Genomic DNA, 19,116 nt, shown 5'->3' with positions numbered 1-19,116 from the left:
TCCTGTCAGGCTGTCTGCGGCGTGAGCTTCGGCTCGGCCGTGTTGATGGTCGCGGCGACCACGGCGGACAACGCCGTCATCGCCACGAGGAAGCCGAAGGCGGCATCGAACGATCCGGTTCCGGTCACGATGAAACCGATGGCCACGGGTGCGACGAAACCCGCGCTCTGGCCGCCGAGATTGACCATGCCGATGCCGGATCCGATCTGGTCGTCGCGGAGCAGCTTGGTCGGAAGCGCAACCACCGAGGCCAGCACGAAGGATTTGAAGAAATAGACCACCGACTGGTAGGTGATCAGCATCGCGATCGTCTCCGCCTTGTACATGGCGTAGAGGAAGATGCCGGTCAATGCGGAGGCGCCGATCAGCAGATATTTTTCGCGCTCGGCGAAGAACGTCGTCATCACCCAGCCGCCGATCGCGGTCGCGATCGTCGCCATCACGAACGGGATCGGCGCCACGATGCCGACAGTCTTGAGGTCGAGGCCGCGCTGCTGGAGCAGATAGAGCGGCATCCAGGAATCCAGGCCCTTGTTGACGCAGCTGAGGCCGAACCACACCACCATCAGCTGCCACAGCAGCGGATTCTTCATGAGCTCGCGCATCGGTGCACGGTTCTCGGCCTTCGTCCCCGACGGGGTCGGATCGTTCGCGCCCGGGCGGCCCAGATACGGGACGAAGACGAAATAGGCGACTGCGAAGACAATGCCCGCGATGCCGATCGCGTTGAAGGCATGGCGCCAGCCGAGCCAGAGGATCAACGGCGCCATGATGAGCGGCGCGATCATGCTGCCGGCATAGTTGGACGACAGCAGCAGCGCCGACATCTTCGGCCGGCTGTCCTTCTTGAACACCTCCGCGACGGCGCGGATGCTCGCCGGCGGGAAGCCGCCCTCGGCGATGCCGAACATGAAGCGGATCGCGATCAGCGAGGTGAGTGACCAGGCAAGACTGGTGAACGCCGTGAACAGCGACCACATCACGATGGTTATGATCACCACATATTTCGATCCAAAACGGTCGGAGAGCCATCCCCCCGGCACCTGCATCGCGGCGTAACCGAGGAAGAACGCGCTGATGACGATGCCGAGATCTGCGGCCTGGAGGTTGAAGTCCTTGCCGATCTGGGCCAGTGCCAGCGAGATCGCGGCGCGGTCGACATAAGAGATGCAGTAGGCGACGTAGAGCAGGACGAATGCGATGACGCTGGTCTTCCTCGGCAATTCCGTCATCCTCGTCTCCATTGCGCTGCCAGGGCTGGTTTCGGTCGTTCCCGAGTTCAGGTCATTCCCAAGTTCTTCATTCCCAAGTCAGGAAGCCGGGTGCAGCCGACAACGGCGGCGCCACGGCAAGCCGGGCCAGATCGGGCGCAGGCCGGCACAATTGCGCATCGCTTGCGAACGCTGCTTCGAGGCTTGCGGCCACCGCGAGCACGGCGGCGTCGCCGCCACGCCGACCGACGATCTGCAGGCCGAAAGGCAGCCCGGCTTCATCGAGGCCGAGAGGAATGCTGATGGCGGGATGGCCGGGAAGCGTGACGGCATAAGCGAGCGCCAGCCAATGGAAGTAAGATTTCGTTGGTACCCCGTCGATCTCCGCGGGATGCGGCTCCGACCACGGCCGCGGACTGAGCGTGATGGTCGGGCTGATCAGCACGTCGCAGCTTTCGAAGAAGCTTTGCCAGGCGCGATAGATCCGCGTTTGCGTCGTTGCGGCGCGCGCATGGTCTTCGAGCGTGTAGCCGAGGCCTTCCTCGACATTGGCGCGGACATTGGGCCCGAGCATCTCGGGCCGCTCCTTGTAGTTCTTGCCATGTGTCGCCAGGAACATGCCTGCACGCAGCACGGCGAAGGCGTCGTCGGCGCCGGAGCAATCCGGCGTCGCCTCGCGGGACTCGGCGAAGAGGGGGGCAAGCTTGCTCACGCGCTGACGGAACACGCGCCGGATCGCCTGCTCGGTCGGGGCGAAGCCGAAGTCTTCGGTGAAGGCGAGGCGCAGCCTGCCGAGTTCTGCGGGGCGCGGCGCGGCCCAGCGTTCGGCACGCGCGCGCACGGACTCGCCGGGCAACGTATAGGCGAGCGGATCCCGGGCATCGTCGCTCGCCATCACCGACAGCATCAGCGCGGTGTCGGCGACATTGCGCGCCATCGGCCCGTCCGTCGACAAATTGGACCAGCCGAACACGCGCTTCTCGCTGGCGACAAGGCCGTAGGACGGACGCATGCCGACAATGCCGGCGAAGCCCGCCGGATTGCGCAATGAGCCGCCGGTGTCCGACCCCGAGGCGAGCGGAGCCATGCCGCAGGCGAGCGCCACCGCCGAGCCGCCGGAGGAGCCAGCCGCCGAGCGCATCGGATCGAACGGGTTGCCGGTCGCCCCGAACACCGGGTTGCGGGTGTTGCCGCCGGCCGCCCATTCCGGTGTGTTGGTCTTGCCGAAGATGATGGCGCCAGCCGCGCGCAGTCGCGCGACCGAGGCTTGGTCGGCGAGCGGGACGTTGTCCCTCAGCAATGGGCTGCCATAGGTGGTGCGCAGCCGAGCGGTGTCCTGGGTGTCCTTGATGAGAACGGGGAGCCCTTGGAGGGCGGCATGATCCTCGCCGCGCAGGATGGCGACCTCGGCTTCCTTGGCTGCGGCGCGAGCGCCCGATACGTCCAGTGTCACGAGGGCGTTGACGGCAGGATTGACGGCGGCGATCCGCGACAGGCACGATTCCAGCAGCTCGACGGGCGAGATGTCCCTGGCGGACAGGCGGCGGCGCAGCTCAACGGCGCTGGAATCGCAAAGTTCGGACAATGCCAATCCCTTTCAAAATTTGAAAACGGTTTAGCATATCGGAAAGTGAAGCCCGCGCACCAATATTTGTCAGAACCGGGCGCTTTATGCACAAATGCTAGTTTTCCTGCCCAAATGCCGCCCAGATGCGGAACCTGGGCCGGCTTCAGCCGAAAAGATTAGGTGGATCGGTCAACAATTTTTCCGCCGCCGTGATAGCCTCGCTGCATGAGCGAGATCATGACGACGCCGGAGGGCGTGAACTCCCAGCTGGGCCAATGCCTCAAGGCTGCCCGCCAGGCGCGGGGGCTGACGCTCAAGCAGGTGGCGGAGCGGACCGGCATGGCGCTGTCGACCCTGTCCAAGGTCGAGAACGGTTTGATGTCGCTGACCTACGACAAGCTGCTCCAGCTCACCTCCGGCTTGAAAATGGAGATCGCCGAGCTGTTCAATCCGGTGCCCCCGCGTCCCGAGCAGAGCAGGCCGGTCACGGCGCGACGGAGCATCAGCCGCGCCGGGCAGGGGCAGGTGATCACGACCGGATTCTACACCTACACTTATCAATGCACCGATCTGATCGGCAAACGCATGGTACCGATCCTGGCCGAAGTCCGGGCGCGCTCGCTGGAGGAGTTCGGTCCGCTGCTGCGCCACGCCGGCGAGGAATATTTCGTGGTGACGAGCGGACGCGTTGCCGTCCACACCGAGTTCTACGCGCCGGAGATCCTGGGCGAGGGCGACGGCATTTATCTCGACAGCACCATGGGCCACGCCTACCTCAACGCCGGCGAAGCGCCTTCTGCGCAAGGCGTCTGCCTTTGCACCAGCGAGGCGCCTGACCTCTACGATCAGCTCCGCCGGATTGCATCGCGCGACGTGGCACCGTTCGAAGGCGATCCACCGTCGCTCTGACGTCGGCAAAGAGAGCGCGGAACGAAAAACGCCCGGCCGAAGCCGGGCGTTTTTGATTGGGGCTTGTTTATTCGCCGCCGCCGAAGCGGCGCGACCACCAGCCGGCACGACGAGGTGCGGCCGAGGTTTCGCTTGTCGCTGCGGGCGCGGGCTCCGGAGCGGGGGCGGGCGGGGCAACCGGCTCGGCCGCCTGTGCAATCGGTGTCGGTTCACTCTGGCTGCTCGACAGGAAGCTCACCTTTTCCCGAACCGTCGAGCGGCGTCGTGCGGCCTTGTCGTCGGCGTGCTCTTCGTCCGCGGCAGCAGGAGGCGGCTCAGGCTGGGCCGCTGCCTCGATCTTTGCCTCGGCGCGCGGCTCAGGCTGGTTGACCTGGGGTTCAGAGGTGTGCTCGGCCTGCGCGATCGAGGGCGCAGCCTCGCTGCCAAAACCGTCGAAATCGGCGACTGCGTCGGTCGCTTCCGACGGTGCATTGGCAGCGAGCTCGTCGCTGATGGAGCCGGCGAGACCTTCCTCGCCAGGACCGCGACGGCGGCGTCCGCCACGGCGACCACGCCGGCGACGGCGGTCGGCGCTGCCCTGCTGCTCGCCACGGGCTGCCTGTTCCTCGCCTTCCTCGCCGTCCGGCTCGGCCTCGGCATCCTCTTCGCCTTCGCCGGCTGCCATGGCCGTCTCGGCAATAACGGGAGCGCCATCCTCGCGCGTCTCCTCGTCGCGCGGGCCACCGCGACCGCGGCGGCGACGGCGACGCTTGCGGCGCTGGCCGTCCTGCTCGGTAACGGCGTCGCCTGCGGTCTGCTCCTCGGCGAGACCTTCAGTCTCCTCGGTCTCGACCTCGGATTCGGTCTCCGGATCGAACTCCTCGTCGTCATAGGCCTCTTCGACCAGGGGCGGCGGGCTTGCGGCCGCCTGCGCCGCCAGCAGAGCCTTGGCGGCTTCCAGCGTATGCACCTGCTCGCCGCGGTCGATGACATAGGCCTGCGGTCCGCTGACGCTCGGGTCGGCGATGACCGACAGCGTGACCTTGAAGCCGTTCTCAAGGTCGCGCAGATGGCCGCGCTTGTGGTTCAGCACATAGAGCGCGACGTCGGTGCGGGTGCGGACCACGAGGTTGTGGGTTGCGCCCTTCATCAGGATCTCTTCGAGGCCGCGCAGCAATTGGAGCGCAACCGAGGACACCGAGCGGACATGGCCGGTGCCACCGCAATGCGTGCAGGGATCGGTCGAGGATTCCAGCACGCTAGCGCGGATGCGCTGGCGTGACATCTCGAGCAGGCCGAAATGCGAGATGCGTCCGACCTGGATCCGCGCGCGGTCCTGCCGGAGGCAATCGGACAGCTTGCGTTCGACCGCGCGGTTGTTGCGCTTCTCGTCCATGTCGATGAAGTCGATGACGATCAGGCCGGCGAGGTCGCGCAACCGAAGCTGACGCGCAACCTCCTCGGAGGCCTCGAGATTGGTCTTGAGCGCGGTATCTTCGATATGATGCTCGCGCGTCGAACGGCCGGAGTTGACGTCGATCGAGACCAGCGCTTCGGTCTGGTTGATCACGATGTAGCCGCCGGAGCGCAACTGTACGGTCGGCGAGAACATCGCATCCAGCTGGCTTTCGACGCCCATCCGCGAGAACAGCGGCTGGCCGTCGCGATACTGTCTCACCGCGCTCACATTGGCGGGCATCAGCATCTTCATGAAGTCGCGCGCTTCGCGGTAGCCGGCATCGCCCGCCACCTGGATCTCGTCGATCTCCTTGTTGTAGAGGTCGCGCAGCGAGCGCTTGATCAGCGAGCCTTCCTCGTAGACGAGGGTCGGGGCCTGCGACTTCAGCGTCATGTCGCGCACCGTCTCCCACATGCGGATCAGGTACTCGAAATCGCGCTTGATCTCGGGCTTGGTGCGGGCGGCACCCGCCGTGCGCAGAATGATCCCCATGCCCTCGGGCACGTCGAGATCCTGCACCACTTCCTTCAGGCGCGAACGGTCCTGCGCGCTCGTGATCTTGCGGCTGATGCCGCCGCCGCGCGCGGTGTTCGGCATCAAAACGGCATAACGGCCGGCGAGTGAGAGGTAGGTCGTCAGCGCCGCGCCCTTGTTGCCGCGCTCTTCCTTGACGACCTGCACCAGCATCACCTGGCGACGCTTGATGACTTCCTGGATCTTGTACTGGCGGCGGGGACGGAAGGTGCGCTCCGGCACTTCCTCCAGCACATCGTCGCCGCCGACGGATTCAACGACGTCCTCTTCGGCTTCCTCGTCGTCCTCGTCTTCGTCGTCATCCTCGGCCGTCGCTTCGGAGTCGTGATGCGGAGCCTGCGCACTCTCACCTGCGGCGTACACGGCGTCGGCAGGCTCAGTAGCCGATGTCACGGCCTCGGCAAGATCGTGAGCGTGCGCGTCGGAGGCAAACTCCTCCGGCTCGGCAACGGCCTCGGTGGCGACCGCGGGCTCGGCGCCGATCGCCGCGACAGGCGCCGGTGTCTCGTCGGCATGATCATGGTCGTGATGATCGTGCTCGCCATGATGATCGTGGTCGTGATGATCGTGCGCGTGATGATCGTCACCATGGGCATGATGATGGTCGTCGTGGTCATGCCCTTCGTGGTCATGTGCTTCGTGGCCGTGATGATCGTGGCCTTCGTGCTCGCCGTGATGCTCTGCGTCGGCGTGCAGGTGCTCGCCCTCGTGCGAAGCGCCCTCAGGCAGGGCCTCGCCCTGGACCTGCCGGGCCGCGGGATCGCCTTCGACGACCTCGCTGCGGACGCGCTCGCCATGGCTACGGCGGCGGGAATTGCGGTGGCGGGAGCGGCGGCGGCCCTGGGAGCGGTTCTCGCTCTCTTCCTCGGCCTCGCGATGGGCCTGCTCCTCGGCTTCGATCAGCGCCTGCCGGTCGGCAACCGGAATCTGGTAGTAGTCGGGATGGATTTCGCTGAAGGCGAGGAAGCCGTGGCGGTTGCCGCCATATTCGACGAAAGCCGCCTGGAGCGAGGGTTCGACCCTTGTGACCTTGGCGAGGTAGATATTCCCGCGCAGTTGCTTGCGTTGCGCGGTCTCGAAATCAAACTCTTCGACGCGATTGCCGCGGACCACGACGACCCGGGTCTCTTCCGGGTGGGTGGCATCGATCAACATCTTGTTGGGCATGTCTTAACTCTTGGCGGCGGCGGGCGCGATTCACCGTGGGCGCCATCAGCGCTGCCGGGTGACGCGACGGTCCACCTGATTCGGGGGTGAGGGGAAGGCCGAAACACCGTCTCTCGCGCCTTGCCGAACCGAAAGCCGGAGGACCGAAGCGGCGCGCGGAATTGTCACTCCGCAGCGTCGCGAATGGTCCTTCAGAATTGGTCGGCACAGTCTGGCGCATCAAGCGTCGGCCCGTATGAAACATTGGGCGGCGGGGCCGCCCCTCAATCAGTTGCTGTTGGCCAGGCATGGCGCGAGCGCGCTCGCCTTGGGGTATTACGAACCGCTCCCTTGGGATTAAGGGACCGGGTAACGGGTTGCGCCGCTGTCAGAACCGTCCCGGAAACGTGTTGGTAACCGAGGACCGTTCCGCCGCCGGGGCTTGCCCCGCTCCACCTTGCTGCCGCGCACCGCGCTGGACTTAGAGGGGAACGGAAAAACGCTGGAATTCCCAAACCTTGAGAGTTCCGGCGCTGCACCGGGAGGCTGAATGCGACACAACCGGAAATATCGGCCGTCAGCATTCCGTACATACGTGGATTGGGCCATCCGTGCAAGGAGCGTCGCACGGCGGTCACAGTCAGCGAGTTTCGCGTGTCTGTCATTAAGGATCGTTTAACCCTGTGGTTCTATTGCGTTAAAGAGGCTGCTCGGAGGCACGGAATCGGTGGCGAGCCGCGCAAATCAAAGGATCCTGCTGGGATGCGTGCTGCTCTGCGCGGCGGCATTGCCGTGTGCTGATTCCTCGCGCCTGAAGGCCGCGGAAAGTCAGCCTCAACTCCCTGTTGCATCAGCGAATTTCCCAACGGCCTCGGCCGCCCGACTGGCCGGGGACGGCAGGCAGACTCGCTTTGTCCTCGACATCGATCAGACCGTTAGCTTCCGCGCAGTCACTCTGGCCGACCCGTATCGGGTGGTGGTTGACGTTCCCCAGGTCAATTTTCAACTTCCCGCCGGGACCGGGTCCGGCGGACGCGGACTGGTCAAGGCCTTCCGCTATGGGCTTGTGATGCCCGGCGGCTCCCGAATCGTGTTCGACCTGACGGGCCCGGCCAAGATCGCCAATTCCTACGTGGTGGAGGCTGCCAACGGCCAGCCGGCGCGGCTGGTGCTCGAAATGGAGGAGGTCGAGCGCACCGCCTTCGTGCCGTCGCTAGCTCCGGAAAACCGTCCTGAGCTGCGGCCGGCTATTGCCGATCCGCCGCCCGCGACGGTTCCCGCATCTGCCCACCCTGAAGCCGGGCAGAAGGCCGATGGCCGCGCGGTCGTCGTCATCGATCCCGGCCATGGCGGCATCGACAACGGCACGCAGTCGAGCGGCGAGAGCGAGAAGAATCTGGTGCTGGCCTTTGGCCTGGCGCTGCGCGAACGGCTGGAAAAGACCGGCAAATATCGCGTGGTGATGACCCGAGACGACGACACCTTCATCCCGCTCAACGACCGGGTCAAAGTCGCCCGCAGGCTCAAGGCGGCGTTGTTCGTCTCGATCCATGCCGACGCGCTGCCGCGCGCCGAGGGCGATGCGCAGGGCGCGACCATCTACACGTTGTCCGACAAGGCCTCCGACGCCGAGGCGCAGCGGCTGGCGGATGCGGAAAACCGGGCGGACGCCATCGCCGGCTTCAACCTCGCGGAGGAGCCGACCGATGTCGCCGACATCCTGATCGATCTCACCCAGCGGGAAACCCGTACCTTTTCAAGCCGTTTTGCCCGCCTGTTGATGGGCGAAATGAAGTCGACGGTGCGGATGCACAAGCATCCCCTGAAGTCAGCCGGCTTCCGGGTGCTGAAGGCGCCCGACGTGCCGTCGGTCCTGGTCGAGATCGGCTATGTCTCCAACAAGGGCGACCTCGAGCATCTGGTCTCCGAGGGATGGCGGTCGCGTGCCGTGGGCTCGATGGCGCAGGCGATCGACGGGTTTTTGGCCAAACGGATGGCCACGGCCGGATCGTCGAATTGACGACCGGGCGATCGTCCAGTTGACGACCCGGGGATCGTTGAATTGAGAGTGATTTTCCGTCCCGCCGCAAAAGCCCTAGTTTGGCCACAGCGGGCGCTTTATAAAAACGCCGCAGGGGGTTCCGGAATCGGCGAGAATCCCGCTCGGCAAGCGCCTTGAGTCCGGCACTAATAGTATTGAGTAAAGCCGGTGAATTCGCGATGGTTTGGTGCCTGTTTCTGGTGCCAGGGCTGATCTTGGGCTGATCCAGAGTTTGAACGGATAAACAGATAATGCGCTTGCTGGTGCGGTTCATGGGCTTCCTGTTCGCCGCGGGAACGGTGTTGTTCCTTGTCGGGGTGGGTGCCGTCGCAGGCCTGATCTGGCATTTCTCCAAGGACTTGCCTGACTACTCTCAGCTTCAGGATTACGAGCCGCCGGTGATGACCCGCGTGCACGCGACCGACGGCTCGCTGCTCGGCGAATACGCCAAGGAGCGGCGGCTGTACCTGCCGATCCAGGCGGTGCCGAAACTCGTGATCAACGCCTTCCTCGCGGCCGAGGACAAGAATTTCTACGAGCATGGTGGCATCGACTACACCGGCATGGCGCGCGCCGGCGTGGTCTACATCCAGAACTACGGCTCCAACCGCCGTCCGCAGGGCGCTTCCACGATCACCCAGCAGGTCGCCAAGAACTTCCTTCTGACCAACGAGGTCTCCTTCGCGCGCAAGATCAAGGAAGCCTTGCTGGCGATGCGGATCGAGAAGACCTACTCGAAGGACAAGATCCTCGAGCTGTATCTGAATGAAATCTATCTGGGCTTAGGTGCCTACGGAATCGCGGCTGCGTCGCTGGTTTATTTCGACAAGTCGGTGAATGAGCTGACCGTCGCGGAAGCGTCCTATCTCGCGGCGCTGCCGAAGATGCCCGCGACGCTGCATCCTGTCCGCAACCGCGACCGCGCCATCGAGCGCCGCAACTACGTGATCGATCGTCTGGTTGAGAACGGCTGGGTCAAGCAGGCCGACGCCGACAAGGCGCGCAAGGAGCCGCTGGCCGTTACCAGCCGTTCCAACGGCGCCCACACCTTCGCCGGCGAATATTTCGCCGAGGAAGTGCGCCGCGACATCTTCGAGCGCTATGGCGAGAAGAAGCTGTATGAGGGCGGCCTTTCGGTCCGCACCACGCTCGATCCCAAGATTCAGGTCATGGCGCGCAAGACCATGGTCGCCGGTCTCGTCAACTATGACGAGCAGCAGGGCTATCGCGGCGCAATCAGCAAGCTCGACATTTCGGGCGACTGGGGCGTGAAGCTCGCCGAAATCAAGTCTCTGTCCGATATCTCGCCGTGGCGCATGGCGGTGGTGCTGGAGACCAGCGACCAGTCGGCGCGCATCGGCTTCCAGCCGAGCCGCGAACTCGGCGGCGCCGTGAGCAAGCAGCGCGAGACCGGCCTCATCACGCTCGACGGTATCAAATGGGCAAGAGCGGCCTCGGGGGCTGCGAAGGGCAGGGCGGCGAGTGCGGTGTCGCAGGTGCTCCAGCCCGGCGACGTGATCTACGCCGATCCGCTGTACAAGGACGCCCAGCCTGTCGAAGGGCAGTACCGGCTGCGCCAGATCCCGGAAGTGTCCGGCGCGATGGTGGTGATGGACCCCTGGACCGGTCGCGTGCTGGCGATGGTCGGCGGCTTCTCGTTCGACCAGAGCCAGTTCAACCGCGCCACGCAGGCCTATCGGCAGCCCGGTTCGTCGTTCAAGCCGATCGTCTATTCGGCTGCGCTCGACAACGGCTATACGCCTTCGACTGTCGTGCTCGACGCCCCGATCGAAATCGATCAAGGCCAGGGCGCGGGCGTGTGGCGGCCTGAAAACTTCTCCTCGGGCAAATTCCAGGGGCCGGTGACGCTGCGCAACGCATTGCGGCAGTCGCTCAACACGGTGACGGTGCGCCTCGCCCAGGACATCGGCATGCCCTTGATCGGCGAATATGCCCGCCGCTTCGGTGTCTATGACGAACTGCCGAACTATCTGTCCTACGCGCTCGGCGCCGGCGAGACCACGGCGATGCGCATGGTCACGGCCTATTCGATGCTCGCCAATGGCGGCCGCCGGGTGAAGCCGACCCTGATCGACCGCATCCAGGATCGCTACGGCCACACCATCTTCAAGCACGACCAGCGCGAATGCCGTGGCTGTGACGCGCCCGGCGGCTGGAAGAACCAGAACGAGCCGCAGCTGATCGACCGCCGCGAGCAGGTGCTGGATTCCATGACCGCCTATCAGATCACCGAGCTGATGGAAGGCGTGGTCCAGGCCGGTACCGCGACCGTGGTCAAGCAGGTCGGCAAGCCGATCGCCGGCAAGACCGGCACCACCAACGAGGCCAAGGACGCCTGGTTCGTCGGCTTCTCGCCCGACGTCGCCGTTGCCATCTATATGGGCTATGACAAACCGCGTCCGCTCGGCAAGGGCAACGCCGCGACCGGCGGCCATCTCGCAGCTCCCATCGCACGCGACTTCCTCCAGCTCGCGCTCGCCGACAAGCCCGCGGTCCCGTTCAAGGTGCCGGCCGGCATCAAGCTGGTGCGGGTCGTCGCCAAGTCCGGCATGCGCGCCGGTCCGGGCGAGACCGGCGGAACCATTCTCGAAGCCTTCAAGCCGGGCACGGCGCCGCCGGATAACTACTCCGTCATCGGCGTTGCCGATGCCGATGGGCGAGGCGGCGTGCCGGCGTCGCAGCAGCAGCAGCCGGATTCCGGTTTCTTCATGCGGCCGGGCACCGGCGGGCTGTACTAAGGCTTAGGACAAGACAGACGTTCGTCGCCGCGGCGGTTGCGCTTTGCAGCCGCCGCCGCTACATCCCGTTGTCATTAGACGCGGAAAAATTCCGCGAGACCAGAGAACCACATGCGCGCCGAAATCGAACGGTTGGTAGAAGAGATCAAGCAGTCTGTCGGGCTGCTGAGGAGGCATCTTTGACGTCGAGAAATCGACGGCGCGCCTCGCTGAGCTGAACAAGCTCGCAGAAGATCCCAATCTCTGGAACGATCCCCAGAAAGCCCAGAAATTGATGCAGGAGCGCACCTCGCTTGAGGATGCGCTCTCCGGCATCGGCAAGGTCGAGCAGGAGCTCGAAGACGACATCGGCATGATCGAGCTCGGCGAAGCCGAGGGCGATGAGGGCGTTGTCAAGGAAGCCGAAGCCGCGCTCAAGACCCTCAAGAAGGAAGTCGCCCGGCGCGAGCTCGAGGCGTTGCTGTCGGGCGAGGCGGATAGTTTCGATTCCTATCTCGAAGTGCATGCCGGCGCCGGTGGCACCGAAAGCCAGGACTGGGCCCAGATGCTGCTTCGCATGTACTCGCGCTGGGCCGAAACCCACGGCTTCAAGGTCGAGGTGCTGGAAGAGTCCGAGGGCGAAGAGGCCGGCATCAAGTCCGCGACCATCCAGGTCTCCGGCCACAATGCCTATGGCTGGCTGAAGACCGAGGCGGGCGTGCACCGCCTGGTGCGGATCTCGCCGTTCGATTCCAACGCGCGGCGGCACACCTCGTTCTCGTCCGTTGCTGTGTTTCCGGTGATCGACGACACCATCAAGATCGACATCAAGGAATCCGACGTCCGCGTCGACACCATGCGCTCCGGTGGTGCCGGCGGCCAGCACGTCAACAAGACCGAGTCCGCGGTGCGGCTGACGCATATCCCGACCGGTGTCGCCGTGGTCTGCCAGGCCGGCCGCTCGCAGCACAAGAACAAGGCGCAGGCCTGGGACATGCTGCGCGCGCGGCTTTACCAGATCGAGCTGAAGCGGCGCGAAGAGAAGGCCGCCGCCGACCAGGCCGCCAAAACCGACATCGGCTGGGGCCACCAGATCCGCTCTTACGTGCTCCAGCCCTACCAGATGGTGAAGGACCTGCGCACGGGTGTGCAGACCTCCGACACATCAGGCGTGCTCGGTGGCGATCTCGACGACTTCATGGCCGCGACCCTGGCGCAGCGCGCCTTCGGCACTCCCGGCGCCGACATCGAGGACGTCGACTGATGCCCCGGATCGCCTTCATCGGGCTTGGGCGGATGGGCCATGGCATGGCCGGCCGCTATCTCGATGCTGGCTTCACGGTGACGCTGTGGAATCGCAGTAAAACAAAAGCGGAAGACCTGATCGCGCGCGGCGCGCTCTGGGCGACCTCGCCTGAGGACGCGGCGATCGACGCCGACGCCGTCGTGACCATGGTCGCCGATGATGAGGCCTCGCGTGCGGTCTGGCTCGGGCCCGAGGGCGCAGCCAAGACCGCGAAGGCCGGCACCATTGCGATCGAATGCTCCACCGTCTCCTATGACCATGCGCGCGAGATGGGCCGCGAGATGAACGCTCGCGGGCTGATCTATATCGATTGCCCCGTGACGGGATTGCCGGATGCGGCCGCGAGCGGAAAGCTGACGTTGCTCGTTGGTGCCGATGCCGCCGATCTCGAACGCGCGCGGCCTTATCTGACGCCGATCGGCTCGACCATCCGCCATTTCGGCGCGGTCGGCTCCGGCACGGTCTACAAGCTGATCAACAATCTGATGGGCGCGATCCAGATCGCCGGCCTCGCCGAGGGGCTTGCCATTGCCGAGCAGGCCGGGCTCGACATGAACCTCGTGCTGGAGTCGATTCAGGCGGGCGTGGCCGCGAGCCCGCAGGTGCAGCGTCATTCCAAGCGCATGGTCTCCCGCGATTTCTCCGGCGCGACATTCACGGCAGCGCTGCGGCACAAGGATGCCGCCTACGCGGTGAAGCTCGCCGAGAGCCTGCTGGCCGACAAGCCGCTGGTCGCGCGCGCCGCGGTGGAAGCCTACGCGCAAGCGAAGGCCGCGATGCCTGACGACGACGAAGGCAAGATGATCGAACTGGTGTCGCGGCCGAAGAAACCGTCCTAGCGGCCGCATCGACATGGGGCAGCCTCGTTCGGAACGCGGTCTCGGCATTGCCCTCGTCATATCAGCTGCGATTGCCTGGAGCACGGCGCCGTTCTTCACACGTCTGTTGCCGTTCGATCCCTGGACCATTCTGTTCTGGCGCGGCGTGTTCGGCGGCAGTCTGATCTCGGTGTTTCTCGTCGTGATGCAGGGACGCGGCGCGCTGCGGCAATTGGTGGCGCCGGGACGCGGCGGCTTGCTCGTCGCCTCATTGTCCACGCTCGGCATGGTTTCCTTCATCCCCGCGCTCCAGATGACCAAGGTGATGAATGTGGCTGTGCTGATCTCCACGCAGCCTTTCGTGGCCGCGGCGCTGGCGTGGCTGTGGCTTGGCGAAGCCGTAACATGGCGTACCCTGATCGCGAGCCTCGTTGCCTTTGGCGGCGTCGCCATCACGGTCGGAGGCATCGAAGCCGGGGCTGATGTTGGAGGCGTGGCGCTGAGCTGCCTCATGGTACTCGCCATCTCGGCGATGACGGTTGTGATCCGACGCTACCAGGAGACATCGATGGTGGCAGCGGCGGCGTTGTCGAATTTCCTGGGAAGCCTCGTCAGCCTTCCGTTTGCGCACGACCTCGTCCATATCGACAGCGCCAACCTCGCGATCCTCGCGATGTTCGGCTGCTTTCAGGTGGCGCTGGGGCTGACATTCTACATGCTCGGCTCGCGCCTCCTGCCGTCGAGCCAGGCTTCCCTGATTGCGACGCTGGAAACGCCGCTGATGCCGTTCTGGATCTGGATTACCTTTCGCGAGGTACCTGCCGTCCACGCCCTTGTTGGCGGTGTTCTGGTCGTTGGGGCGGTGGTTGCGGATATCGCGGTTGACGCGCGAAGTCGCGATCGATCCTGAATCTCGCCCTTTACCCGGAAATCGGGTGGCAATTTTGGTCGCGCAGTCCTAGCAGGTCGGACCATCGCTGTGAGACGCCATGTCCCCGATCGACAACCGTATCGACGCGCGCGACTGGTCGCTGCTCGCTGTGCTCTCGGCGCTCTGGGGCGGCTCGTTCTTCTTCAACGGCGCGGCGCTGCGGGAATTGCCGCCGCTCACGCTGGTGTTTATGCGCGTTGCACTTGGTTCAGCCCTTCTGCTGCCGCTGCTCCGTTTTCAGGGCATCGCCTTTCCCAAGGGCATCGCCGGCTGGAAACCGTTCGTCGCGATGGGGCTCCTCAACAACGTCATCCCGTTCTCGCTGATCGTGATCGGCCAGACTTTCATTCCAAGCGGGCTGGCGTCGGTCCTGAATGCCACCACGCCGCTGTTCACGGTGATCGTGATGGCCGCGGCGGGCGAAGAGGCCTTACGGCTCCGCCGCGTCGCCGGCGTGGCACTGGGCCTCGCCGGCGTGATCATCCTGCACGGATGGGGTGTCGAGACACGGGCGGGGCAGGGGCTGGGCATCCTGCTCTGTCTCGGTGGCGCCTTGAGCTATGGCTTTGCCGCGCTGGCGGCGCGGCGGTTGTTGAAGGACGCAGCCCCGCTGGGGACGGCCGCGTTTCAACTGATGGCTTCCACGGTGATGATGGCGATCGTCGCTGGCGCAATGGAGCAGCCGTGGCGTTTCCCGATGCCGGGCGTGACGATTTGGCTGGCGGTGCTTGGCCTTGCCGGGTTGTCGACGGCGCTCGCCTATATCGTCTTCTTCCAGATCCTGCGGCGCTCGGGCGCGACCAATGTGATGCTAGTGACGCTTCTCATTCCCGTCACCGCCATTCTTCTGGGATGGCTGGTGCTGGGCGAGCCGATCTCCATGCGCGAGATCGCGGGAGCGATCGTGATCGGCAGCGCATTACTGGTGATCGATGGGCGCGTTCTGAACCTGCTGCGGCGCGGCACATAGTTCTGGAACGCTCGTTTCATCTCACGGAAAATCGTGGCGCTTGCCAGCAGAGAGCCACCTTGCGACACTCTCGGCAAAACAAGACTATAAAACACAGGGAGAGAACGATGCCGGATCGTCGCAATAGCCTTGCTGCCCTCGCCATTCTAGCTGCCGGCGCGCTCGTCACGACACCGGCCCTGGCGCAGAAAAAATACGACCCCGGCGCCACCGACACCGAAATCAAGCTTGGCAATATCATGCCCTATAGCGGGCCGGCGTCGTCCTATGGCGTGATCGGCAAGACCGAGGCCGCGTTCTTCAAGATGATCAACGACCAGGGCGGCATCAACGGTCGCAAGATCAATTTCATCAGCTATGACGACGCCTATTCGCCGCCAAAGGCGATTGAGCAGGCGCGCAAGCTGGTCGAGAGCGACGAGGTGTTGCTGATCTTCCAGCCGCTCGGAACGCCCTCGAACTCCGCGATCATGAAATACATGAATGCCAAGAAGGTGCCGCAGCTTTTCGTCGCCTCCGGTGGCACCAAGTTCGGGGACCCCAAGAATTTCCCTTGGACCATGGGCTTCCAGCCGAACTACCAGAGCGAGGGGCGCATCTACGCGAAATATATTCGCGACAACTTTCCGAACAGCAAGATCGCCGTTCTTTGGCAAAACGACGACGCCGGCAAGGACCAGTTCAAGGGCCTGAAGGACGGGCTCGGCGACAAGGCTGGCATGATCATCGCCGACAAATCCTATGAGGTCAGCGATCCCTCGATCGACTCGCAGATCGTTGCGCTTCACGATTCCGGCGCCGACATCTTCTTCTCATGGGCCGCGCCGAAAGGCTCGGCACAGGCGATCCGGAAGGTCGGCGAGCTCGGCTGGAAGCCAAAATTCTTCCTCGCCAATACGGCTACCTCGATCGCCTCGGTGCTCAAGCCCGCCGGGCTCGACTATGCCAAGGATATCATCTCGACAGCATATTTGAAGGATCCGACCGACCCGACCTGGGACAAGGATCCGGCGGTCGTCGCGTGGCGCACCTTCATGGATAAGTACTATCCCGAAGGGGACAAGACCAACGCCAACAACCTTTATGGCTACGTCCAGGCGGAGGCGATGGCGCAGGTGCTGAGGCAGTGCGGCGACAATCTCACCCGTGACAACGTGATGAAGCAGGCCACCAGCCTGAAGGATTTTCACACCGACCTGATGCTGCCCGGGATCATGGTCAACACTTCGGCCGACGATTATTTTCCGATCGAGCAGATGCAGCTGATGCGCTTCAACGGCCAGGCTTGGGAGTTGTTCGGCGACGTCATCACCGGTGAGGTCGGCCACGAGCGCGGCCAATAGTCAGGGCTGGCTCCGCGGCGGGCCAGTTGCCTGGTGTGATGAAGACGGGGCGAGCCTGCCGAAGCGTTGCGATTGCGAACGAAGCTGCGCACCTCGTCGTTCCCGGCATCCGTCCGCTTATTCGGTGACGAGATCGGCGGCGCGTTTCGCCTTCTTGCCGGTATTCTTGACTGTCTCGTCTCCGACCTTTTCGGCCTTGGCGCGAAGCTCACATTTGGTGCGGATCTCGTCGAGCTCGTCGTCGGTCAAATGCTCAATTCCCACGAAGGAATTTTGCACCGCGCTCACCCGGATCAGTTCGTCGAGCTTCACCTGAATGGCCGCGCTATCGCGATTCTGGGAATTCTGAATCAGGAAGACCATCAGGAATGTCACGATGGTGGTGCCGGTGTTGATCACCAACTGCCATGTGTCGGAGTAATGGAAGATGGGACCGGTGACCGCCCAAACCAGGATGATGCCGGCTGCAATCATGAATGTCAGCGCTCGCCCGGCCGCTTGAGATGTTCGGTTAGCAATATCGCTGAAGAGTTGAGCCGCGTTGTTACGTGGCTGGTCCGCTTTGCCCTTGGCCGGACGAGCTTTCGTATGGATCTGTTGCATCAGAAGATCGCGCCATTGAGGACCTGCGACCTAACGCGAAGGGAACTCCGAAGTTCCGCCATGTAAACCTGGGACGAGACGAGCGCGCTCTCAACGAGCCTAGCCCGCGCTGAGTCGCACGCCGGCGCGCAAGAACTTCTGCGGATCGACCGCTTCGCCGTCGATCCGGGTTTCATAGTGCAGATGCGGCCCGGTGGAACGGCCGGTCGACCCGACGAGACCAACGACCTGGCCGATTCTCACGATCTCGCCGACCCGGACATTGATCTCGGAGAGATGGCCATAGCGCGTCGCAAGGCCATTGCCGTGATCGACCTCGATCATGCGGCCGTAGCCGCCGGACCAGCCGGCCGAGACGACCTTGCCGTTGGCGGTGACGCGAACGGGATCGCCGCTCGCGGCGCGGAAGTCGAGCCCGGTATGCATCGCAGGCCGGCCGAGGAACGGATCGCTGCGCACGCCGAAGCCGGAGGTGAACTCGACCTCGCCGATGACGGGCTTGCGATAGGGCACGAGCGCGAGCGTGCGATTGAGCCGGTCCATCTCGGCTCGGGTGTTGTTGATGCGATAGAGCTGCTTCTCGAACGGCCCCGAACTGGCGGTGATTTTAACAGGCACGAACGGCCCGCCCATCGCGGTGCGCGGCACGGCGGCTTCGAGATTTGCGAGGTTCAGGCCGAGATCGCTGACGACGCCGCGCATCCGGCGCATGCGCGAATCCATGCCTTCCTCGACGGCGTTGAGCGCCGCCATCTGGCGACGCTCGACCTGGTCCAGCGAGGTCGTGAGCCGAACGACGACGTTGTCGAACCCCTGGTTCTTGGCGAATTGATTGACGGGCGGAGCTGCGAGGGTCGGCGCGCGCGACTCGAGCCGCGCTTCCCGATCCGGCGGCGCCACGAAGATCACGGTGTCGCTGATCGGCGAGGGCTTTGGCGTGCCCTGCGTCGTCTGGCTGGCATCGCCACGCTGCGGGGTGGAGCGGGGAATTGATCCGGTCACGTCCGGCATGGACCCGAGCGCTGTGGCACGGGACTCCAGCGCCGTCTGGCGCTTCATGATCTGGTCGAGCTTCTGGTCAAACTGCTCCTGGTCGAGCAGCTGCCGGCTGGTGGTGCGGTCGACCTTGGCGCGGAGCTCGGCAATGCGGTCCTCATAGGCGTATTGCATCTCGGCCTGCCGGGCGATCAGCCGGGTGAGGACGTCGTCGCGGAAGGCGAAATAGGTCGCGGTTGCGGCCGACCAGAGCCCGAGCAACACGACAGTGCCGACCACGATCCAGAACACCACAGGTCCCAGGCGAACCTGCTTGCCGTGATGCACGATGGTGTAGGCGTCGTCGGTGTCCGGAAGGGGAAGCGCGGTTGCCACTGCGGCGGCACGGCGATGAAAGGCCCGTCCATGGTCGTGCGGGTGATGTTGGGGGTACTGCGAGAGTTGGGCAGAACTTTTCGACATCGGCACTCCCGCGCCGATCGGATGAGTCCGTGCGGCCTAATTGCCGCGGCAATCTGGGCCGGTCATGGTTAATTTTCCGGAAACGGAACCCCTTGAATTTAAA

The 19,116-nt window shown here is 64.3% G+C and carries 13 protein-coding genes; 8 read left to right on the top strand and 5 right to left on the bottom strand.

What is annotated here, in order from left to right; genetic code table 11:
• Nucleotides 1-5 precede the first annotated feature (5 nt).
• Together RX329_RS24670 and RX329_RS24665 are read right to left on the bottom strand one after the other, a co-directional pair.
• Nucleotides 6-1,232, bottom strand: coding sequence for an MFS transporter (locus tag RX329_RS24670; RefSeq protein ID WP_085353518.1), 1,227 nt, complete (start codon nucleotides 1,230-1,232; stop codon nucleotides 6-8).
• A 67-nt stretch (nucleotides 1,233-1,299) separates the two neighbouring features.
• Nucleotides 1,300-2,796 carry an amidase gene (locus tag RX329_RS24665; protein ID WP_317244425.1) on the bottom strand — a complete coding sequence of 499 codons (1,497 nt, stop codon included), beginning with the start codon at nucleotides 2,794-2,796 and terminating at the stop codon, nucleotides 1,300-1,302.
• Between the two features lie 207 nt (nucleotides 2,797-3,003).
• Between RX329_RS24665 and RX329_RS24660 the strand changes: the two genes are divergently transcribed.
• A complete protein-coding gene (locus tag RX329_RS24660; protein ID WP_085353517.1) occupies nucleotides 3,004-3,687 on the top strand; it encodes a helix-turn-helix domain-containing protein in 684 nt (227 codons plus the stop codon).
• A 67-nt stretch (nucleotides 3,688-3,754) separates the two neighbouring features.
• On the opposite strand, the gene RX329_RS24655 is transcribed toward RX329_RS24660, so the two are convergent.
• Complete coding sequence (locus RX329_RS24655) at nucleotides 3,755-6,826, bottom strand: ribonuclease E/G (RefSeq protein ID WP_085385283.1); 3,072 nt, start codon at nucleotides 6,824-6,826, stop codon at nucleotides 3,755-3,757.
• Nucleotides 6,827-7,532: 706 nt separating this feature from the next.
• Here RX329_RS24655 and RX329_RS24650 point away from each other — a divergent pair.
• From RX329_RS24650 to RX329_RS24620, 7 genes are all read left to right on the top strand, one after another.
• Complete coding sequence (locus tag RX329_RS24650) at nucleotides 7,533-8,825, top strand: N-acetylmuramoyl-L-alanine amidase (protein WP_085385282.1); 1,293 nt, start codon at nucleotides 7,533-7,535, stop codon at nucleotides 8,823-8,825.
• Between the two features lie 272 nt (nucleotides 8,826-9,097).
• Nucleotides 9,098-11,605, top strand: coding sequence for a penicillin-binding protein 1A (locus RX329_RS24645; RefSeq protein WP_085353514.1), 2,508 nt, complete (start codon nucleotides 9,098-9,100; stop codon nucleotides 11,603-11,605).
• Nucleotides 11,606-11,716: 111 nt separating this feature from the next.
• A protein-coding gene (prfB, locus tag RX329_RS24640) for a peptide chain release factor 2 (protein ID WP_143273426.1) occupies nucleotides 11,717-12,848 on the top strand; the annotation gives its coding sequence in 2 pieces (ribosomal slippage) (nucleotides 11,717-11,785 and nucleotides 11,787-12,848; 1,131 coding nt in all).
• The gene (locus tag RX329_RS24635) at nucleotides 12,848-13,729 is read left to right on the top strand and encodes an NAD(P)-dependent oxidoreductase (RefSeq protein WP_085353511.1); all 882 of its coding nucleotides are present in this window, start codon (nucleotides 12,848-12,850) and stop codon (nucleotides 13,727-13,729) included. The genes prfB and RX329_RS24635 overlap by 1 nt, the downstream gene beginning before the upstream one ends.
• A 13-nt stretch (nucleotides 13,730-13,742) precedes the next feature.
• Complete coding sequence (locus RX329_RS24630; protein WP_085353510.1) at nucleotides 13,743-14,618, top strand: DMT family transporter; 876 nt, start codon at nucleotides 13,743-13,745, stop codon at nucleotides 14,616-14,618.
• A 79-nt stretch (nucleotides 14,619-14,697) separates the two neighbouring features.
• Nucleotides 14,698-15,609 carry a DMT family transporter gene (locus RX329_RS24625; RefSeq protein ID WP_085353509.1) on the top strand — a complete coding sequence of 304 codons (912 nt, stop codon included), beginning with the start codon at nucleotides 14,698-14,700 and terminating at the stop codon, nucleotides 15,607-15,609.
• Between the two features lie 107 nt (nucleotides 15,610-15,716).
• Nucleotides 15,717-16,952 (top strand): ABC transporter substrate-binding protein, encoded by a 1,236-nt coding sequence (locus RX329_RS24620; protein WP_085353508.1) that lies wholly within the window; start codon nucleotides 15,717-15,719, stop codon nucleotides 16,950-16,952.
• 117 nt (nucleotides 16,953-17,069) lie between these two features.
• Here the strand turns inward: RX329_RS24620 and RX329_RS24615 are convergent, their stop codons facing one another.
• Both RX329_RS24615 and RX329_RS24610 read right to left on the bottom strand, forming a co-directional pair.
• The gene (locus RX329_RS24615; RefSeq protein WP_026232740.1) at nucleotides 17,070-17,555 is read right to left on the bottom strand and encodes a low affinity iron permease family protein; all 486 of its coding nucleotides are present in this window, start codon (nucleotides 17,553-17,555) and stop codon (nucleotides 17,070-17,072) included.
• A gap of 99 nt (nucleotides 17,556-17,654) precedes the next feature.
• A complete protein-coding gene (locus RX329_RS24610) occupies nucleotides 17,655-19,013 on the bottom strand; it encodes a M23 family metallopeptidase (protein ID WP_198957644.1) in 1,359 nt (452 codons plus the stop codon).
• Nucleotides 19,014-19,116 lie beyond the last annotated feature (103 nt).

The sequence above is a fragment of the Bradyrhizobium sp. BWC-3-1 genome (assembly GCF_032917965.1).
Taxonomy (GTDB): Bacteria; Pseudomonadota; Alphaproteobacteria; order Rhizobiales; family Xanthobacteraceae; genus Bradyrhizobium; species Bradyrhizobium canariense_D.
The sequence above is the reverse complement of the archived record's forward strand: the minus strand, read 5'-3'. Positions and strand labels throughout refer to the sequence as shown.